Raw genomic sequence first — 14,758 nt, 5'->3', positions numbered from 1 at the left:
GGGCCGCAGCGCAGGAACCGGGTTGCCGTTCGCCTTACGGTCAGATCGGCTGGGTCATCAGCCCCACGGAAGCCACGCCCGCCTGATGGAGAATATTCAATGCCTTGATAATCTCATCGTAAGGGACTTCCTTCGCACCGCCGATCAAAAAGACCGTTTTCGGGTTAGCCGCCAAACGCGACTTGGCTTCGGCCGCGACTTGCTCAGGCGGCAGCAGCTCCATACGGTTGTGATCCACCACCAGGGTGTATTGACCTACGCCGGAAACCTCGAGGATCACCGGCGGATGGTCATCGCTGGACACCGTTTTGGAATCGGTGGCGTCCGGCAGGTCAACTTCCACGCTCTGCGTGATGATTGGCGCGGTTGCCATAAAGATCAGCAGCAGCACCAGCAACACGTCGAGCAGCGGAACGATGTTAATTTCGGACTTCAGCTCGCGCCGACTACGTCCACGTACTCTCGCCATGCTACCTCCTACTTATTTGCTGTCGCTGGAGAAGGCCTGACGATGCAGAATAGCGGTGAACTCTTCCATAAAGTTGTCGTAATTCTGCTCAAGCTTGTTGACGCGCTGGTTGAGACGGTTATAGGCCATTACCGCCGGGATGGCGGCGAACAGACCGATCGCGGTGGCGATCAGCGCTTCGGCGATACCCGGCGCCACCATCTGCAGCGTGGCTTGCTTCACCGCGCCCAGCGCAATAAAGGCGTGCATGATCCCCCACACGGTGCCGAACAGGCCGATGTACGGGCTGATCGAACCGACGGTGCCGAGGAACGGAATATGGGTTTCCAGCGTTTCCAGCTCGCGGTTCATAGAAATGCGCATCGCACGCGACGCCCCTTCGATCACCGACTCCGGCGCATGGTTGTTGGCGCGGTGCAGGCGGGCGAACTCTTTGAATCCGGAATGGAAGATCTGCTCGGAACCGGTCAGGCTATCGCGACGCGCCTGACTTTCCTGGTACAGACGGGAAAGCTCGATACCGGACCAGAATTTGTCTTCAAAGGCTTCGGCGTCACGCGTCGCCGCATTGAGGATGCGGGTACGCTGAATGATGATCGCCCAAGAGGCTACCGAGAAGCATATCAAAATCAACATGATAAGCTTAACCAGCAGGCTCGCCTTCAAGAATAAATCTAGGATGTTCATGTCAGTCACTGCTTAAACTCCGCGACAATAGACTTAGGAAGCGCTCTTGGCTTCATTTGGTGTGGATCAATACAGGCAATCAGGACATCAGCCTGGCTCAGTAGGGCCCCGTCAGAATTGACAATGCGTTGAGCAAACGTGAGAGAAGCCCCGCGCAGACAGGTGATTTCGCTCTGGACCTCCAGTTGCTCGTCGAGACGAGCCGGAGCCAGATAATCCACCGTCATGCGCCGGACGACAAAAGCGACTTGTTCACTGAGCAGCTGCTGTTGATGAAAGTTGTGCTGACGCAGCATCTCTGTGCGCGCTCTTTCAAAAAAGGCGACGTAGCGGGCGTGATAGACCACACCACTGGCATCGGTATCCTCGTAGTAAACGCGAACCGGCCATCGAAACAACGTATTACTCACTCTACTTCCCAGCAATGCAATTTAACGCTGCTACTATACGCAAGACGGATCGGGTTGGGAATGGGTTACAAGATGGGAATGAAAATAATTATGGGCCGTGAGGGCCCATAACATGGGGACATCAGGGAGATTATAAAGAAACGTAAAGTAATCCTGCGCACAAGATCACAATTGCGGGAAGCGGCGCGAAAAAGGCGCGCCAGACGCTGCGCTGCGGGCGGAATCCGAAACCGTGGATCACCCCGGCGCACACCGCCCAAATCAGCAACAGCCCTTCCCAAATCTCCAGCGAGCTGGTTTTGGCGGCGAAACGAGTCGGATCCCAGAACACGCATCCCGCCAAAATCAACGCCAGCACCAGGGAAAGGGCCCGGATCGGGCCCTTGTCGGTGACAGCGTACAGCTTGTCAATCACGGACGAGCTCATCACTTACCGTCTTGCTGAGCTTTGGTCGCTTCGCTCTGCTCAAGCGCCAGCGCCGTGATGATGCCGAAGGCGCAGGCAAGAAGCGTTCCGAGAATCCAGGCAAAATACCACATGGTTTAGCTCCTTATCCTTAGTACAGCGAATGCTTGTTGTTTTCGATGTAGTTCTTGTCGAGGCGACCGAACATTTTGTAGTACGACCAGCTGGTGTACGCCAAAACGATAGGCACGAAGATCGCCGCCACGACGGTCATCACTTTCAGCGTCAACAGGCTCGACGTCGCGTCCCACATGGTCAGGCTGACGTTAGGCACGGTGCTGGACGGCATCACGAACGGGAACATGGTGACCCCGGCGGTGAGGATGACGCAGGCGATGGTCAGCGACGAGGTGACGAACGCCAGCGCGCCTTTCTCCAGACGCGAGAACAGGATGGTGAACAACGGCAGCACCACGCCCAGCGCAGGCAGCGCCCACAGCAGCGGATACTTGTTGAAGTTGATCAGCCAGGCACCGGCCTGATGCGCCACTTCTTTACGCATCGGGTTGGATTCCGCCATGGTGTCCAGCGCCGACGTCACGACGAAGCCGTCGATGCCTTTCACCAGCCATACGCCCGCCAGCAGGAAGCACACCGCCATGATCAGCGTCGCGATCTGTGCCGCAGCGCGTGAACGCAGGTGGATCTCGCCGGTGGTGCGCATTTGCAGGTAGGTCGCACCCTGGGTGACCAGCATGGTCAGGCTGACCACGCCCGCCAACAGACCGAACGGGTTCAGCAGTTGGAAGAAGTTGCCGGTGTAGAACAGGCGCATATACTCGTCCATGTGGAACGGCACGCCCTGCAGCAGGTTGCCGAACGCCACGCCGAATACCACGGCAGGCACGAAGGAGCCGATGAAGATGCCCCAGTCCCACATGTTGCGCCAGCGGCTGCTCTCCAGCTTGGAACGGTAGTCGAAACCGACCGGGCGGAAGAACAAGGCGGCCAGCACCAGGATCATGGCGACGTAGAAGCCGGAGAAGGCCGCTGCGTAGACCATCGGCCAAGCGGCGAACAGCGCACCGCCGGCGGTGATCAGCCACACCTGGTTACCGTCCCAGTGCGGGGCGATGGAGTTGATCATCACCCGGCGCTCGGTATCGGTTTTCCCGATGATGCGCACCAGAATGCCGACGCCCATGTCGAAACCGTCGGTGACGGCGAAGCCGATCAGCAGTACGCCAACCAGGACCCACCAAATAAATCGCAGTACTTCATAGTCAAACATACGTGGACTCCTGTTTAGCGCGCTTCCTGCACGGCGGCAGTCGGTTGTTCAAAGTGATAGCGGCCGGTTTTCAGGCTGCTTGGACCCAGACGCGCAAACTTGAACATCAGGTACAATTCAGCCACCAGGAACAGGGTGTACAAGCCGCAGATCAGCCCCATCGAGAACAGAATGTCGCCCGCGGTCAGCGAAGAGTTGGCGACCGCCGTCGGCAGCACCTCACCAATCGCCCACGGTTGACGGCCGTATTCCGCCACGAACCAACCGGACTCGATCGCGATCCAAGGCAGCGGCAAACCGTACAGCGCCGCGCGGTGCAGCCATTTTTTCTGGCCAATGCGGCCGCGGATCACGTTCCAGAACGACAGGCCGATGATCAACAGCATGATCACGCCACAGGCCACCATGATGCGGAAGGCGAAGTACAGCGGCGCCACGCGCGGAATGGAGTCCTTGGTCGCCAGCTGGATCTGCGCTTCCGTCGCGTCGGTGACGTTCGGGGTATAGCGCTTCAGCAGCATGCCGTAGCCCAGGTCTTGCTTGGTTTTGTTGAATTCGGCGCGCACCGCAGGATCGGTGTTGCCGCCGCGCAGCTCTTCCAGCAGCTGGTAGGCTTTCATCCCGTTGCGGATACGCACTTCATGCTGAGCCATCAGATCTTTCAGGCCGGTGACCTGAGTGTCCGTGGAGCGGGTGGCGATCAGGCCAAGCGCATACGGGATCTGAATAGAGAAGGAGTTTTCCATCTTGTCCTGATCGGGAATGCCGAACAGGGTGAAGGAGGCCGGCGCCGGCTGGGTGTCCCATTCCGCTTCGATAGCGGCCAGTTTGGTTTTCTGCACGTCGCCCATTTCGTAGCCGGATTCATCACCCAGAACGATAACGGACAGAATGGCAGCCATACCGAAGCTGGCAGCGATGGCGAAGGAGCGCTTGGCGAAGGCGATGTCGCGGCCTTTCAGCAGGTAGTAGGAGCTGATGCCCAGAACGAACATCGCGCCACAGGTGTAGCCGGAAGCCACGGTGTGAACGAATTTCACCTGCGCAACCGGGTTAAGCACCAGTTCGGAGAAGCTGACCATCTCCATGCGCATGGTTTCGAAGTTGAAATCCGAAGCGATCGGGTTCTGCATCCAGCCGTTGGCGACCAGGATCCACAGCGCGGACAGGTTGGAGCCGAGGGCCACAAACCAGGTTACCGCCATGTGCTGCACCTTGCTCAGACGATCCCAGCCGAAGAAGAACAGGCCGACCAACGTCGATTCAAGGAAGAACGCCATCAGACCTTCGATAGCCAGTGGGGCCCCGAAGATATCGCCGACGTAGTGAGAGAAATACGACCAGTTAGTCCCGAACTGGAACTCCATGGTCAAACCGGTGGCCACACCCAGAGCAAAGTTAATCGCAAATAACTTTCCCCAGAATTTGGTCATGTCTTTATAGATTTGTTTGCCAGACAGGACATATACCGTTTCCATAATTGCCAGCAAGAACGCCATACCGAGCGTTAATGGGACAAATAAGAAATGGTACATCGCCGTTAAAGCAAACTGTAAGCGCGACAGTTCGACAATATCAAACATCTTGACTCCTTGCTCCTCGCAGGAAGACTCCGACACGCGGTTATCGGCACGCCTCTTTCAAAGCCGCCAGTAACGCCCCGCAGTGAATGCCCTAAAACACAACAAATTTGATCCAGCTTCTCCGCTTTCAACCGCACACTCGGCCAATAGCCTCTCGGGCCGTCGACAAGCGCGCCACTGAAAACCGACAACGGGTAACAAATGCAACAAGATCAACCATCCATAATCACAACATGGATGATACTCGCCCAATCCCACACAATAAATAGGTTTTTACGTGACGTGGGTTAGACTTTTGGTTACAGGTCAAATCTTAGCCGAAAGAGGTACTTCGGGCTAATTTGATCTGAGACAATTTAAGCCTATCCGCATCTTATTTCCATATTCATCAGCACATTTCGCATAATTTTCTTAGGGTCATGTTGCGCAATGGTTTAATTGTTTTTTAATGATATTTTTGTGTTAAATAAATGTAATTTAAAAGAGCCGCCATTGTATTATTACGCGCTTATTATGCGACATAATTAACCTTTTATTTCCAATAAGCCGTGACAGTGATAGCAGTCACAAAACAACAAATCTCTCTCCAATATTAGTCTATTTCTCGCGATGGGATCGTAAAGGTTGCGATTTTGTAGCAGAATGACCACTTATGTTAAAATTGCATTGAGTGACAATAACTTATGAAAAAAATCATCTTTGCCTCTGTCTTGGGACTCTCGGGAAACGCCATGGCCGCCGAAACGGTAAATATCACCCTACTGGGCACCTCCGATCTGCACGGCACCTTCGTGCCCTGGGACTACGCCAGCGACACGGAGAATCTGACGGGCAGCCTGAGCCAGATAGCCACCCAGGTCAAAAAGGTGCGGGCCGAGCAGCCAAACCTGATCCTGGTGGACGCCGGCGACACCATTCAGGGCAACTTCGTCGAAACCTTCAAGCATGAGGCCGTCAGCCCGATGATGCTGGGCCTCAACGCGCTCAATTATGACGTCTGGGTGATGGGCAACCACGAGTTCGACTTCGGCCTGCCGGTGCTGGCTACGCCGCTTAAGCAGTTCAAGGGCGCGGCGCTAGCGGGCAATATCGTCTGGGACAACGGCAAGCCCTATCTGCCGGCCTACACCATCGTCGAGCGCCAAGGCGTGAAGATCGGCATTATCGGCATGGACACGCCGATGACCGCCGAATTCGCCAAGGGTACCGATCGCATCAAAGGGCTGAACTTCACCGATCCGGTGCAGGCGGTGAAACAGGTCATCAGGCAAATCGACGGCCAGGTCGACGCCATCGTGCTGGTGGCGCATATGGGCATCGACAACGAGAACCAGCGCCCCGGCACCGGCGTAGCCGACATCGCCAACGCCAACCCGGAGCTGGCGGCGATCGTCGCCGGTCATATGCATGTGAAGATCGACAAAGCGGTGGTTAACGGCGTCATCATCACCGAGCCGGATAAATACGGCCGCGCGCTGTCGCGCATCGATCTGCAATTTGAACGCCGCGACGGCAAATTCACGCTGATCGACAAAAACAGCTACACCTACCCCATCAAGGGGATGACGCCGGACAGCGCCCTGCAGGCTCTCTACCAGCCGTACCATGACATTCTGCGCGCCAACGCCAACCGGGTCGTGGCGAAGCTGAGCGGCAGCGATCTGGTGCCCACCGACGAATTCCGCGGTATTCCTCAGGTGCACGTGCAGGATACCGGTATCAGCGCGCTGTTCCAGCAGGCCGCCCGCCACTATGCGCCGCTGGCGCAGGTAATCGCCCTGCAGATCGACAACGATCGCGCCAAACTGGACGTCGGCGACATCAAGGCCAAGGATATCGCCTTTAACTACCAATACGCCGGCGGCGAGATCACCGTGTATCAGCTCAACGGCAAAGCGCTTAAACGCTACATGGAGTGGTCCGCCGACTATTTCAATCAGCTGCAGCCGGGCGACGTCACCTACAGCTTTAACCCGGCGCGGCGATCATCCAAATATTCCACCAACGATTTCTTCGACGGCGTCACTTACACCATCGACTTGCGCCAACCCGCCGGCTCACGCATCGTCGATCTGCGTCTGACGGACGGCACGCCGGTCACCGACGATATGCCGATCCGCCTGGGCATGAACAGTTACCGCATGGGCCACCTGACGCAAAAGGGTGGCGCGCTGGAGGGGCAATCCTTCCCAGTGCTGTTCGACAGCAAAGCGCAATACGGTGAAGAAGAAGGTACTATCCGCCACCTGACTCTGCGCTACCTGACGGAGGTGAAATACGGCCACTATCAGGGCGTGCCGCCGCGGCGCTGGAAGCTGATCGGCATGGAGGATTACGAACCGCAGCGGGCGATCGTCAAACGGCTGCTCAACGAGGGCGTCATCCAGGTGCCGACCACCGACGACGGCCGCTACACCAACGTCGCGTCGATCAACGTCAAAGACGCGCTGTTCCGCAACGCCGACGATTACCGCGCCGCCCTCACCTCTCTGGATCAACAGCGGCAAGCCGCCGCGGATCCGGTGCAACAGCGTCGCCTGCAGGATCGGATCGCATTGATCAAGGCGCTCAACGACTTCTGATCTTCGCCCATAAAAAAGGCCACCCTATGGGTGGCCAAACATGTCGAGATATTGTTATTTCGTACTAAATTCTTAGCGCTTCAGCACCGCTTTTACCGCGTCGCCGATGTCCGCCAGGCTGCGAACGGTTTTCACGCCCGCGGCTTCCAGCGCAGCAAACTTCTCGTCCGCCGTGCCTTTGCCGCCTGCGATGATGGCGCCCGCGTGGCCCATACGCTTGCCTTTCGGCGCGGTCACGCCGGCGATGTAGCCGACAACCGGTTTGGTGACGTGTTCTTTGATGTAAGCTGCCGCTTCTTCTTCAGCGCTGCCGCCGATCTCACCGATCATCACGATCGCTTCGGTCTGCGGATCCTGCTGGAACATCTTCAGGATATCGATGAAGTTGGAGCCCGGGATCGGGTCGCCGCCGATGCCCACGCAGGTGGACTGGCCCAGACCGGCATCGGTGGTTTGTTTCACCGCTTCATAGGTCAGGGTGCCGGAGCGGGAAACGATGCCCACTTTGCCCGGCAGGTGGATGTGGCCAGGCATGATGCCGATTTTGCACTCGCCCGGGGTGATCACGCCAGGGCAGTTCGGCCCGATCATGCGCACGCCGGCTTCGTCCAGCTTCACTTTCACGGTCAGCATGTCCAGGGTCGGGATGCCTTCGGTGATGGTGATGATCAGTTTGATGCCGGCATCGATCGCTTCCAGGATGGAGTCTTTGCAGAACGGCGCTGGAACGTAGATGACCGAGGCAGTGGCGCCGGTCGCTTCAACCGCTTCGCGCACGGTGTTGAACACCGGCAGGCCCAGGTGCTGAGTGCCGCCTTTGCCCGGGGTTACGCCGCCAACCATTTTGGTGCCGTAAGCGATAGCTTGTTCGGAGTGGAAAGTCCCCTGGCTACCGGTGAAGCCCTGGCAAATTACCTTGGTGTTCTTATCGATTAAAATGGACATTATTTACCCTCCACTGCTGCAACAACTTGCTGAGCCGCATCAGTCAGGCTGGTCGCAGCAATGATATTCAGGCCGCTGTCCGCCAGTTTCTTGGCGCCCAGTTCGGCGTTATTCCCTTCCAAGCGCACCACCACCGGGACGTTAACGCCCACTTCGGCCACTGCGCCGATGATGCCGTCGGCGATCAGATCGCAACGTACGATACCACCGAAGATGTTAACCAGAACCGCTTTCACCTTGTCGTCGGACAGGATGATTTTGAACGCTTCGGTCACGCGCTCTTTGGTCGCGCCGCCGCCAACGTCCAGGAAGTTGGCCGGTTCGCCGCCGTGCAGTTTAACGATGTCCATGGTACCCATCGCCAGACCGGCGCCGTTAACCATGCAGCCGATGTTGCCGTCGAGGGCAACGTAGTTCAGCTCCCACTGAGCCGCACGGGATTCACGCTCGTCTTCCTGGGAAGGGTCACGCATTTCACGCAGTTCCGGCTGGCGGAACAGGGCGTTGCCGTCGGCGCCCAGTTTGCCGTCCAGGCACACCAGATCGCCCTGCTTGGTGATCACCAGCGGGTTGATCTCAACCATCGCCAGGTCACGCTCCAGGAACAGCGTCGCCAGGCCCATGAAGATCTTGGCGAACTGGCTGACTTGCTTACCGGTCAGGCCCAGTTTGAAGGCCAGCTCACGGCCCTGATAAGGCTGTGGACCCGCCAGCGGATCGATGGTCATTTTGTGGATCAGTTCAGGGGTTTCTTCCGCCACCTTCTCGATTTCCACGCCGCCTTCGGTAGACGCCATGAACACCACGCGACGGGTAGAACGATCCACGACCGCGCCCAGGTACAGTTCCTTATCGATGTCGGTCGCCGCTTCTACCAGGATCTGGTGAACCGGCTGGCCCAGCGCGTCAGTCTGGTAAGTCACCAGACGCTTGCCCAACCAGGCTTCCGCGAAGGCACGGATATCTTCTTTGCTGTTGACGACTTTAACGCCGCCCGCTTTACCGCGGCCGCCAGCATGAACCTGACATTTCACCACCCACGGGCCGGAGCCGATTTTGGATGCAGCTTCTTCTGCTTCACGCGGAGTGGTACAGGCGTAACCGGTTGGTGCCGGCATGCCATACCGAGCAAACAGCTGTTTTGCCTGATATTCGTGTAAATTCATGATGTTCTATCCATTCAGTTCTGAAGGTTTTTAGCCGGACCATTATTACGCGGTAAACCGCATGGTTTTCCGGCCACATAGCACAGAGTGCGGGCGCGGCATGCCGCGCCCGGCAAGGGTTACTAGACGTCCAGCAGCAGACGAGCCGGATCTTCCAGCATCTCTTTGACCGTCACCAGATAACCGACGGATTCTTTACCGTCGATCAGGCGGTGGTCATAAGACAGCGCCAGATACATCATCGGCTGGATCACCACCTGACCATTGACCGCCATTGGGCGATCTTTGATGGCGTGCATGCCCAGGATGGCGCTCTGCGGCGGGTTAATGATCGGGGTGGACATCAGGGAGCCGAATACGCCGCCGTTGGTAATGGTGAAGTTACCGCCAGTCAGCTCTTCCACGGTCAGTTTGCCGTCGCGGCCCTTAACGGCCAGCTCTTTGATTTTCTTCTCGATGTCAGCCATGCTCATGGCGTCCACATCGCGCAGTACCGGCGTCACCAGGCCGCGCGGGGTAGAAACCGCGATGCTGATGTCGAAGTAGTTGTGGTAAACCACGTCGGAACCGTCGATCGACGCGTTCACTTCCGGGAAACGCTTCAGCGCTTCAACCACCGCCTTGATGTAGAAGGACATGAAGCCCAGACGCACGCCGTGACGCTTCTCGAAGGCTTCGCCGTACTGCTTGCGCAGATCCATGATCGGCTGCATGTTGATTTCGTTGAAGGTGGTCAGCATCGCGGTGCTGTTCTTCGCTTCCAGCAGACGCTCGGCGACGCGTTTGCGCAGGCGGGTCATCGGCACGCGTTTTTCGCTGCGGCCGGCCAGAGCAAGCTGCGGTGCGGCTTCAGCGGCGGCGGCCGGTTTGGCAGCGGCGCCGCCTTTGGCCAGGTGCGCTTCCACGTCTTCACGCGTGATGCGGCCACCCACGCCGGTGCCCTTGATGGCGCCGGCATCGAGATCGTGTTCGGCGATCAGGCGGCGAATCGCCGGGCTGAGCGCGTCATTGCTTTCTTCTTCCAGGCTCGCGGTAGCGCGCTGCGCAGGCGTGGCTTCTTTCTCTTGGCTCTTCTCAGCGGTCGGCTTGCCGGAGCTGTCGCCCGGACGGATGCGGCCGAGCAGCTGGCGAGACAGCACGGTCGCGCCCTCTTCTTCCACGATAGCATCGAGAATGCCCGCTTCACTGGCCGGCACTTCCAACACCACTTTGTCGGTTTCGATTTCAACCAGGACTTCATCACGCTGCACGCTGTCGCCCGGTTTTTTGTGCCAGGTGGCTACGGTCGCATCGGCAACCGATTCAGGAAGGTCAGGAACCAGAATATCTACGCTACTCATTTAGCTTTCCCTTAAGTTTTTTATCATCTGCTTGCCGGCTCTCGGCCGGCAAGCGAGCGAACATTAGTCAATATTCAGCGCGTCGTTCACCAGAGCCTGCTGCTGCTTCTGGTGTACGGACATATAGCCCACCGCCGGAGAAGCGGAGGCCGGACGTCCTGCGTAGCGTAAAGAAGCCCCGAACGGCACCACTTCACGGAAGTTGTGTTGGCTGCAGTACCAGGCGCCCTGGTTCAGCGGCTCTTCCTGACACCAGACGAAATCATGCACGTGCGAGTATTGCTCCAGCACGGCCTGCACGGCCTGATGCGGGAACGGATACAGCTGCTCGATACGCACGATGGCCACGTCTTTCTGCTCGTTCTTGCGACGCTGTTCCAGCAGGTCGTAGTAGACCTTGCCGGAGCACAGCACGACGCGCTTGACCGCTTTCGGATCCAAGTCGTCGATCTCGCCGATCGCCGGCAGGAAGGTGCCGTTGGCCAGTTCGTCCAGCGAAGAAATCGCCAGCGGGTGACGCAGCAGCGACTTCGGCGACATCACCACCAGCGGACGACGCATACCGCGCAGCGCCTGACGACGCAGCATATGGTAAACCTGCGCCGGCGTGGACGGGACGCACACCTGCATGTTCTGCTCTGCGCACAGCTGCAGATAACGCTCCAGACGCGCGGAAGAGTGCTCAGGGCCCTGGCCTTCATAACCGTGCGGCAGCAGCATCACCAGACCGCACATGCGGCCCCATTTTTGCTCGCCGGAGCTGATGAACTGGTCGATAACGACCTGCGCGCCGTTGGCGAAGTCACCGAACTGCGCTTCCCAGATGGTCAGCGTGCGCGGTTCCGCCGTGGCGTAACCGTATTCGAACGCCAGCACCGCTTCTTCAGACAGCACGGAGTCCCAGACCTTGAATTCGCCCTGGCCGCTATGGATGTTCGCCAGCGGAACGTAGACGGAACCGTTTTTCTGGTTGTGCACCACCGCGTGACGGTGGAAGAAGGTACCGCGGCCGGCGTCTTCACCGGAGATGCGGATCGGGATGCCTTCATCCGCCATGGTAGCGTAAGCCAGCGTTTCGGCAGCGCCCCAGTCGAACGGCTTGTTGCCCGCCGCCATCTCGGCGCGGTCAGCGTAGATTTTCGCCACGCGCGACTGCATTTCGATCGCTTCCGGCACGGTGCTGATGCGACGTGCCAGCTCCTGCAGACGCTTCATCTCAACCTTACTCGGGTACTCTTCGTCCCACTCGTGGTTCAGGTACGGAGACCAAGTGAAGGAGTGCAGATTCATCGGACGCCATTCTTCAACCACGCAATCGCCGCGGTCGAGCGCGTCGCGGTACAGGTTGACCATTTCCGTGGCATCTTCCAGGCTGGCCACTTTCTGCTCGGTCAGAACGTCAGCGTAGATTTTGCGCGGCGTAGGGTGTTTCTTGATCTTCTGATACATCACCGGCTGGGTGGCGCTCGGCTCGTCGGCCTCGTTGTGCCCATGGCGACGGTAGCAGACCAGATCGATCATCACGTCACGCTTAAAGGTGTTACGGAAATCCAACGCCAGGCGGGTGACGAAGGCCACGGCCTCCGGATCGTCCGCGTTAACGTGGAAGATCGGCGACTGAACCATTTTGGCGATGTCGGTGCAGTATTCGGTAGAGCGCGCATCCAGCGGGTTGGAGGTGGTGAAGCCAACCTGGTTGTTGATGACGATACGCACGGTGCCGCCCACTTCGTAGCCGCGAGCCTGAGACATGTTCAGGGTTTCCTGAACCACGCCCTGGCCGGTGATGGCGGCGTCGCCGTGGATGGTGATCGGCAGTACCATGTTGCTGCGCGCTTCGTCCAGACGATCGCGACGGGCGCGTACCGAGCCCATAACCACCGGGCTGACGATCTCCAGGTGCGACGGGTTGAACGCCAGCGCCAGGTGAACCATGCCGCCTTCGGTTTCCACGTCGGAAGAGAAGCCCTGGTGATATTTCACGTCACCGGTGCCGAGGTGTTCTTTATGCTTGCCGGCGAATTCGTCGAACAGGTCGGCCGGCTTTTTGCCCAGCACGTTGATCAGCACGTTCAGACGGCCGCGGTGGGCCATGCCCAACACCACTTCGCGCGTGCCGTTCTTACCGGCGTGGCGCACCATCTCTTTCAGCATCGGCACCAGCGCGTCGCCGCCTTCCAGCGAGAAGCGTTTGGCACCCGGGAATTTGGCGCCCAGGTAACGTTCCAGGCCTTCTGCCGCGGTCAGCTCGTTCAGGAAACGGCGTTTTTCGTCGGCGGTAAAGCTGGCGCGCCCCACCACCGACTCGATGCGCTGCTGGATCCAGCGTTTCTCTTCGGTGTTGGTGATGTGCATGTACTCAGCGCCGATCGACCCGCAATAGGTCTGCTTCAGCGCGGCGTACAGATCGCCCAGCTTCATGGTTTCTTTGCCGATGGCGAAAGAGCCCACGTTGAAGGTTTCCTGGAAATCGGCTTCGGTCAGGTTGTGGTAAGCGGGATCAAGGTCAGGAACTTGCTCGCGCTGCCACAGGCCGAGCGGATCGAGGTTGGCATGCTGATGTCCGCGGAAGCGGAAGGCGTTTATCAGCTGCAGTACCTTGACCTGTTTGGCGTCGGTTTCCGGATCGGTGATGGTGGTATTGTAGCGCGCGGAGTCTTTCGCCAGGCGGCGGAAGTAATCGCGCGTTTGAGAGTGAAGCTGATCGGGTTTGACACCCGCGGTTGGTAGCTGTTGAAAAATGGAACGCCAGCTATCTTCAACGGAACCCGGATCGGTTAAGAAGTCTTCATAGAGCTGCTCTATGTAAGACTGGTTCGCGCCCGCCAGATAGGAGGAATCCAGCCAGGCCTTCATTGCGCCGTTCTGCATCATGATCCCTTAAGCTTTGAAGCTTTAGTTTTCGCCGTGGTTAACATAATTACCGTGATGAATACGGTTTGCCGTAAAACGGTTCACTCGACGTACTTGCGGCCATGACGGCCCGATACGTTCTGTTATGGACCTTGCGGTCCCTTACAAGGAACCTCTAAAAACCGGCGGAAGAACCAGGCTGCATAGCGCCGCAGCCGCGGGTCAGTTTTTAGAGGTTCCCTCCCCTATGGGATGTGCGCCGGAAAAGAGCCCGGCGCAGCATCTCATTCCGTTTATGCGCCGCGTTGCAGCAGCATGGACTTGATATGCCCGATCGCACGCGTCGGATTCAAGCCTTTAGGACATACACTGACACAATTCATAATGCTATGGCAGCGGAAAACACTAAAAGCGTCGTCCAGATCATCTAAACGTTCTTGCGTTTCCGTGTCACGGCTGTCGATCAGGAAGCGATACGCCGCCAACAGACCGGCTGGGCCGATGAACTTGTCCGGGTTCCACCAGAACGATGGGCAAGAGGTCGAGCAGCAGGCGCACAGAATGCACTCGTACAGGCCGTCCAGCTTGGCGCGCTGCTCCGGCGACTGCAGATGTTCGCGCGCCGGCGGGTTCTTGCCGTCGTTCAGCAGGTATGGCTTGATCTTTTCATACTGGGTGTAGAACTGGCCCATATCCACCACCAGATCGCGCACCACCGGCAGGCCCGGCAGCGGACGGATCACGATCTTGCCGTTGCCTTTGCGCAGCGACGAAATCGGGGTGATGCACGCCAGGCCGTTTTTACCGTTCATGTTCAGGCCATCGGAACCGCAGACGCCTTCGCGGCATGAGCGACGGAACGACAGGGTTGGGTCTTTTTCTTTCAGCTGGATCAACGCATCCAGCAGCATCATGTCGCGACCTTCTTCCGCTTCCAGGGTGTAGTCCTGCATGTGCGGCGCGTCATCGACATCCGGGTTGTAGCGATAAATGGAAAATTCGAGTTTCATCTGTCGATCTCCGCAA

The 14,758-nt window shown here is 58.1% G+C and carries 13 protein-coding genes; 1 reads left to right on the top strand and 12 read right to left on the bottom strand.

What is annotated here, in order from left to right:
- Positions 1-40: 40 nt before the first annotated feature.
- From tolR to cydA, 7 genes are all read right to left on the bottom strand, one after another.
- Positions 41-469, bottom strand: coding sequence for a colicin uptake protein TolR (tolR, locus tag C9411_RS14105; protein ID WP_107227292.1), 429 nt, complete (start codon positions 467-469; stop codon positions 41-43).
- A 12-nt stretch (positions 470-481) separates the two neighbouring features.
- A complete protein-coding gene (gene tolQ / locus C9411_RS14100) occupies positions 482-1,165 on the bottom strand; it encodes a Tol-Pal system protein TolQ (RefSeq protein WP_004939862.1) in 684 nt (227 codons plus the stop codon).
- Positions 1,162-1,566, bottom strand: a complete 405-nt coding sequence (gene ybgC / locus C9411_RS14095) for a tol-pal system-associated acyl-CoA thioesterase (protein ID WP_025160034.1) — start codon at positions 1,564-1,566, stop codon at positions 1,162-1,164. Before ybgC ends, tolQ begins: the two co-directional genes overlap by 4 nt.
- A 130-nt stretch (positions 1,567-1,696) precedes the next feature.
- Entirely contained in the window at positions 1,697-1,993 is a 297-nt protein-coding gene (ybgE, locus tag C9411_RS14090; RefSeq protein ID WP_019454032.1) for a cyd operon protein YbgE, read from the bottom strand.
- Positions 1,993-2,106 (bottom strand): cytochrome bd-I oxidase subunit CydX, encoded by a 114-nt coding sequence (cydX, locus tag C9411_RS14085; RefSeq protein WP_004939868.1) that lies wholly within the window; start codon positions 2,104-2,106, stop codon positions 1,993-1,995. The genes ybgE and cydX overlap by 1 nt, the downstream gene beginning before the upstream one ends.
- 17 nt (positions 2,107-2,123) lie before the next feature.
- Entirely contained in the window at positions 2,124-3,263 is a 1,140-nt protein-coding gene (cydB, locus tag C9411_RS14080) for a cytochrome d ubiquinol oxidase subunit II (protein WP_063991116.1), read from the bottom strand.
- A gap of 14 nt (positions 3,264-3,277) precedes the next feature.
- Positions 3,278-4,846, bottom strand: coding sequence for a cytochrome ubiquinol oxidase subunit I (gene cydA, locus C9411_RS14075; protein ID WP_019454034.1), 1,569 nt, complete (start codon positions 4,844-4,846; stop codon positions 3,278-3,280).
- A gap of 683 nt (positions 4,847-5,529) precedes the next feature.
- Between cydA and C9411_RS14070 the strand changes: the two genes are divergently transcribed.
- The gene (locus C9411_RS14070) at positions 5,530-7,428 is read left to right on the top strand and encodes a bifunctional UDP-sugar hydrolase/5'-nucleotidase (protein WP_107227291.1); all 1,899 of its coding nucleotides are present in this window, start codon (positions 5,530-5,532) and stop codon (positions 7,426-7,428) included.
- Between the two features lie 72 nt (positions 7,429-7,500).
- Here the strand turns inward: C9411_RS14070 and sucD are convergent, their stop codons facing one another.
- From sucD to C9411_RS14045, 5 genes are all read right to left on the bottom strand, one after another.
- Positions 7,501-8,373 carry a succinate--CoA ligase subunit alpha gene (gene sucD / locus C9411_RS14065; RefSeq protein ID WP_004939878.1) on the bottom strand — a complete coding sequence of 291 codons (873 nt, stop codon included), beginning with the start codon at positions 8,371-8,373 and terminating at the stop codon, positions 7,501-7,503.
- A complete protein-coding gene (sucC, locus tag C9411_RS14060; RefSeq protein ID WP_025301883.1) occupies positions 8,373-9,539 on the bottom strand; it encodes an ADP-forming succinate--CoA ligase subunit beta in 1,167 nt (388 codons plus the stop codon). Before sucC ends, sucD begins: the two co-directional genes overlap by 1 nt.
- A gap of 122 nt (positions 9,540-9,661) precedes the next feature.
- Positions 9,662-10,879 carry a 2-oxoglutarate dehydrogenase complex dihydrolipoyllysine-residue succinyltransferase gene (gene odhB, locus C9411_RS14055; protein WP_107227290.1) on the bottom strand — a complete coding sequence of 406 codons (1,218 nt, stop codon included), beginning with the start codon at positions 10,877-10,879 and terminating at the stop codon, positions 9,662-9,664.
- 63 nt (positions 10,880-10,942) lie between these two features.
- Positions 10,943-13,750 (bottom strand): 2-oxoglutarate dehydrogenase E1 component, encoded by a 2,808-nt coding sequence (gene sucA, locus C9411_RS14050; protein WP_025301881.1) that lies wholly within the window; start codon positions 13,748-13,750, stop codon positions 10,943-10,945.
- 275 nt (positions 13,751-14,025) lie between these two features.
- Positions 14,026-14,742 carry a succinate dehydrogenase iron-sulfur subunit gene (locus C9411_RS14045; protein ID WP_004939885.1) on the bottom strand — a complete coding sequence of 239 codons (717 nt, stop codon included), beginning with the start codon at positions 14,740-14,742 and terminating at the stop codon, positions 14,026-14,028.
- Positions 14,743-14,758 lie beyond the last annotated feature (16 nt).

The organism is Serratia sp. Nf2 (assembly GCF_003028435.1).
Lineage (GTDB): Bacteria > Pseudomonadota > Gammaproteobacteria > Enterobacterales > Enterobacteriaceae > Serratia > Serratia marcescens_L.
The sequence above is the reverse complement of the archived record's forward strand: the minus strand, read 5'-3'. Positions and strand labels throughout refer to the sequence as shown.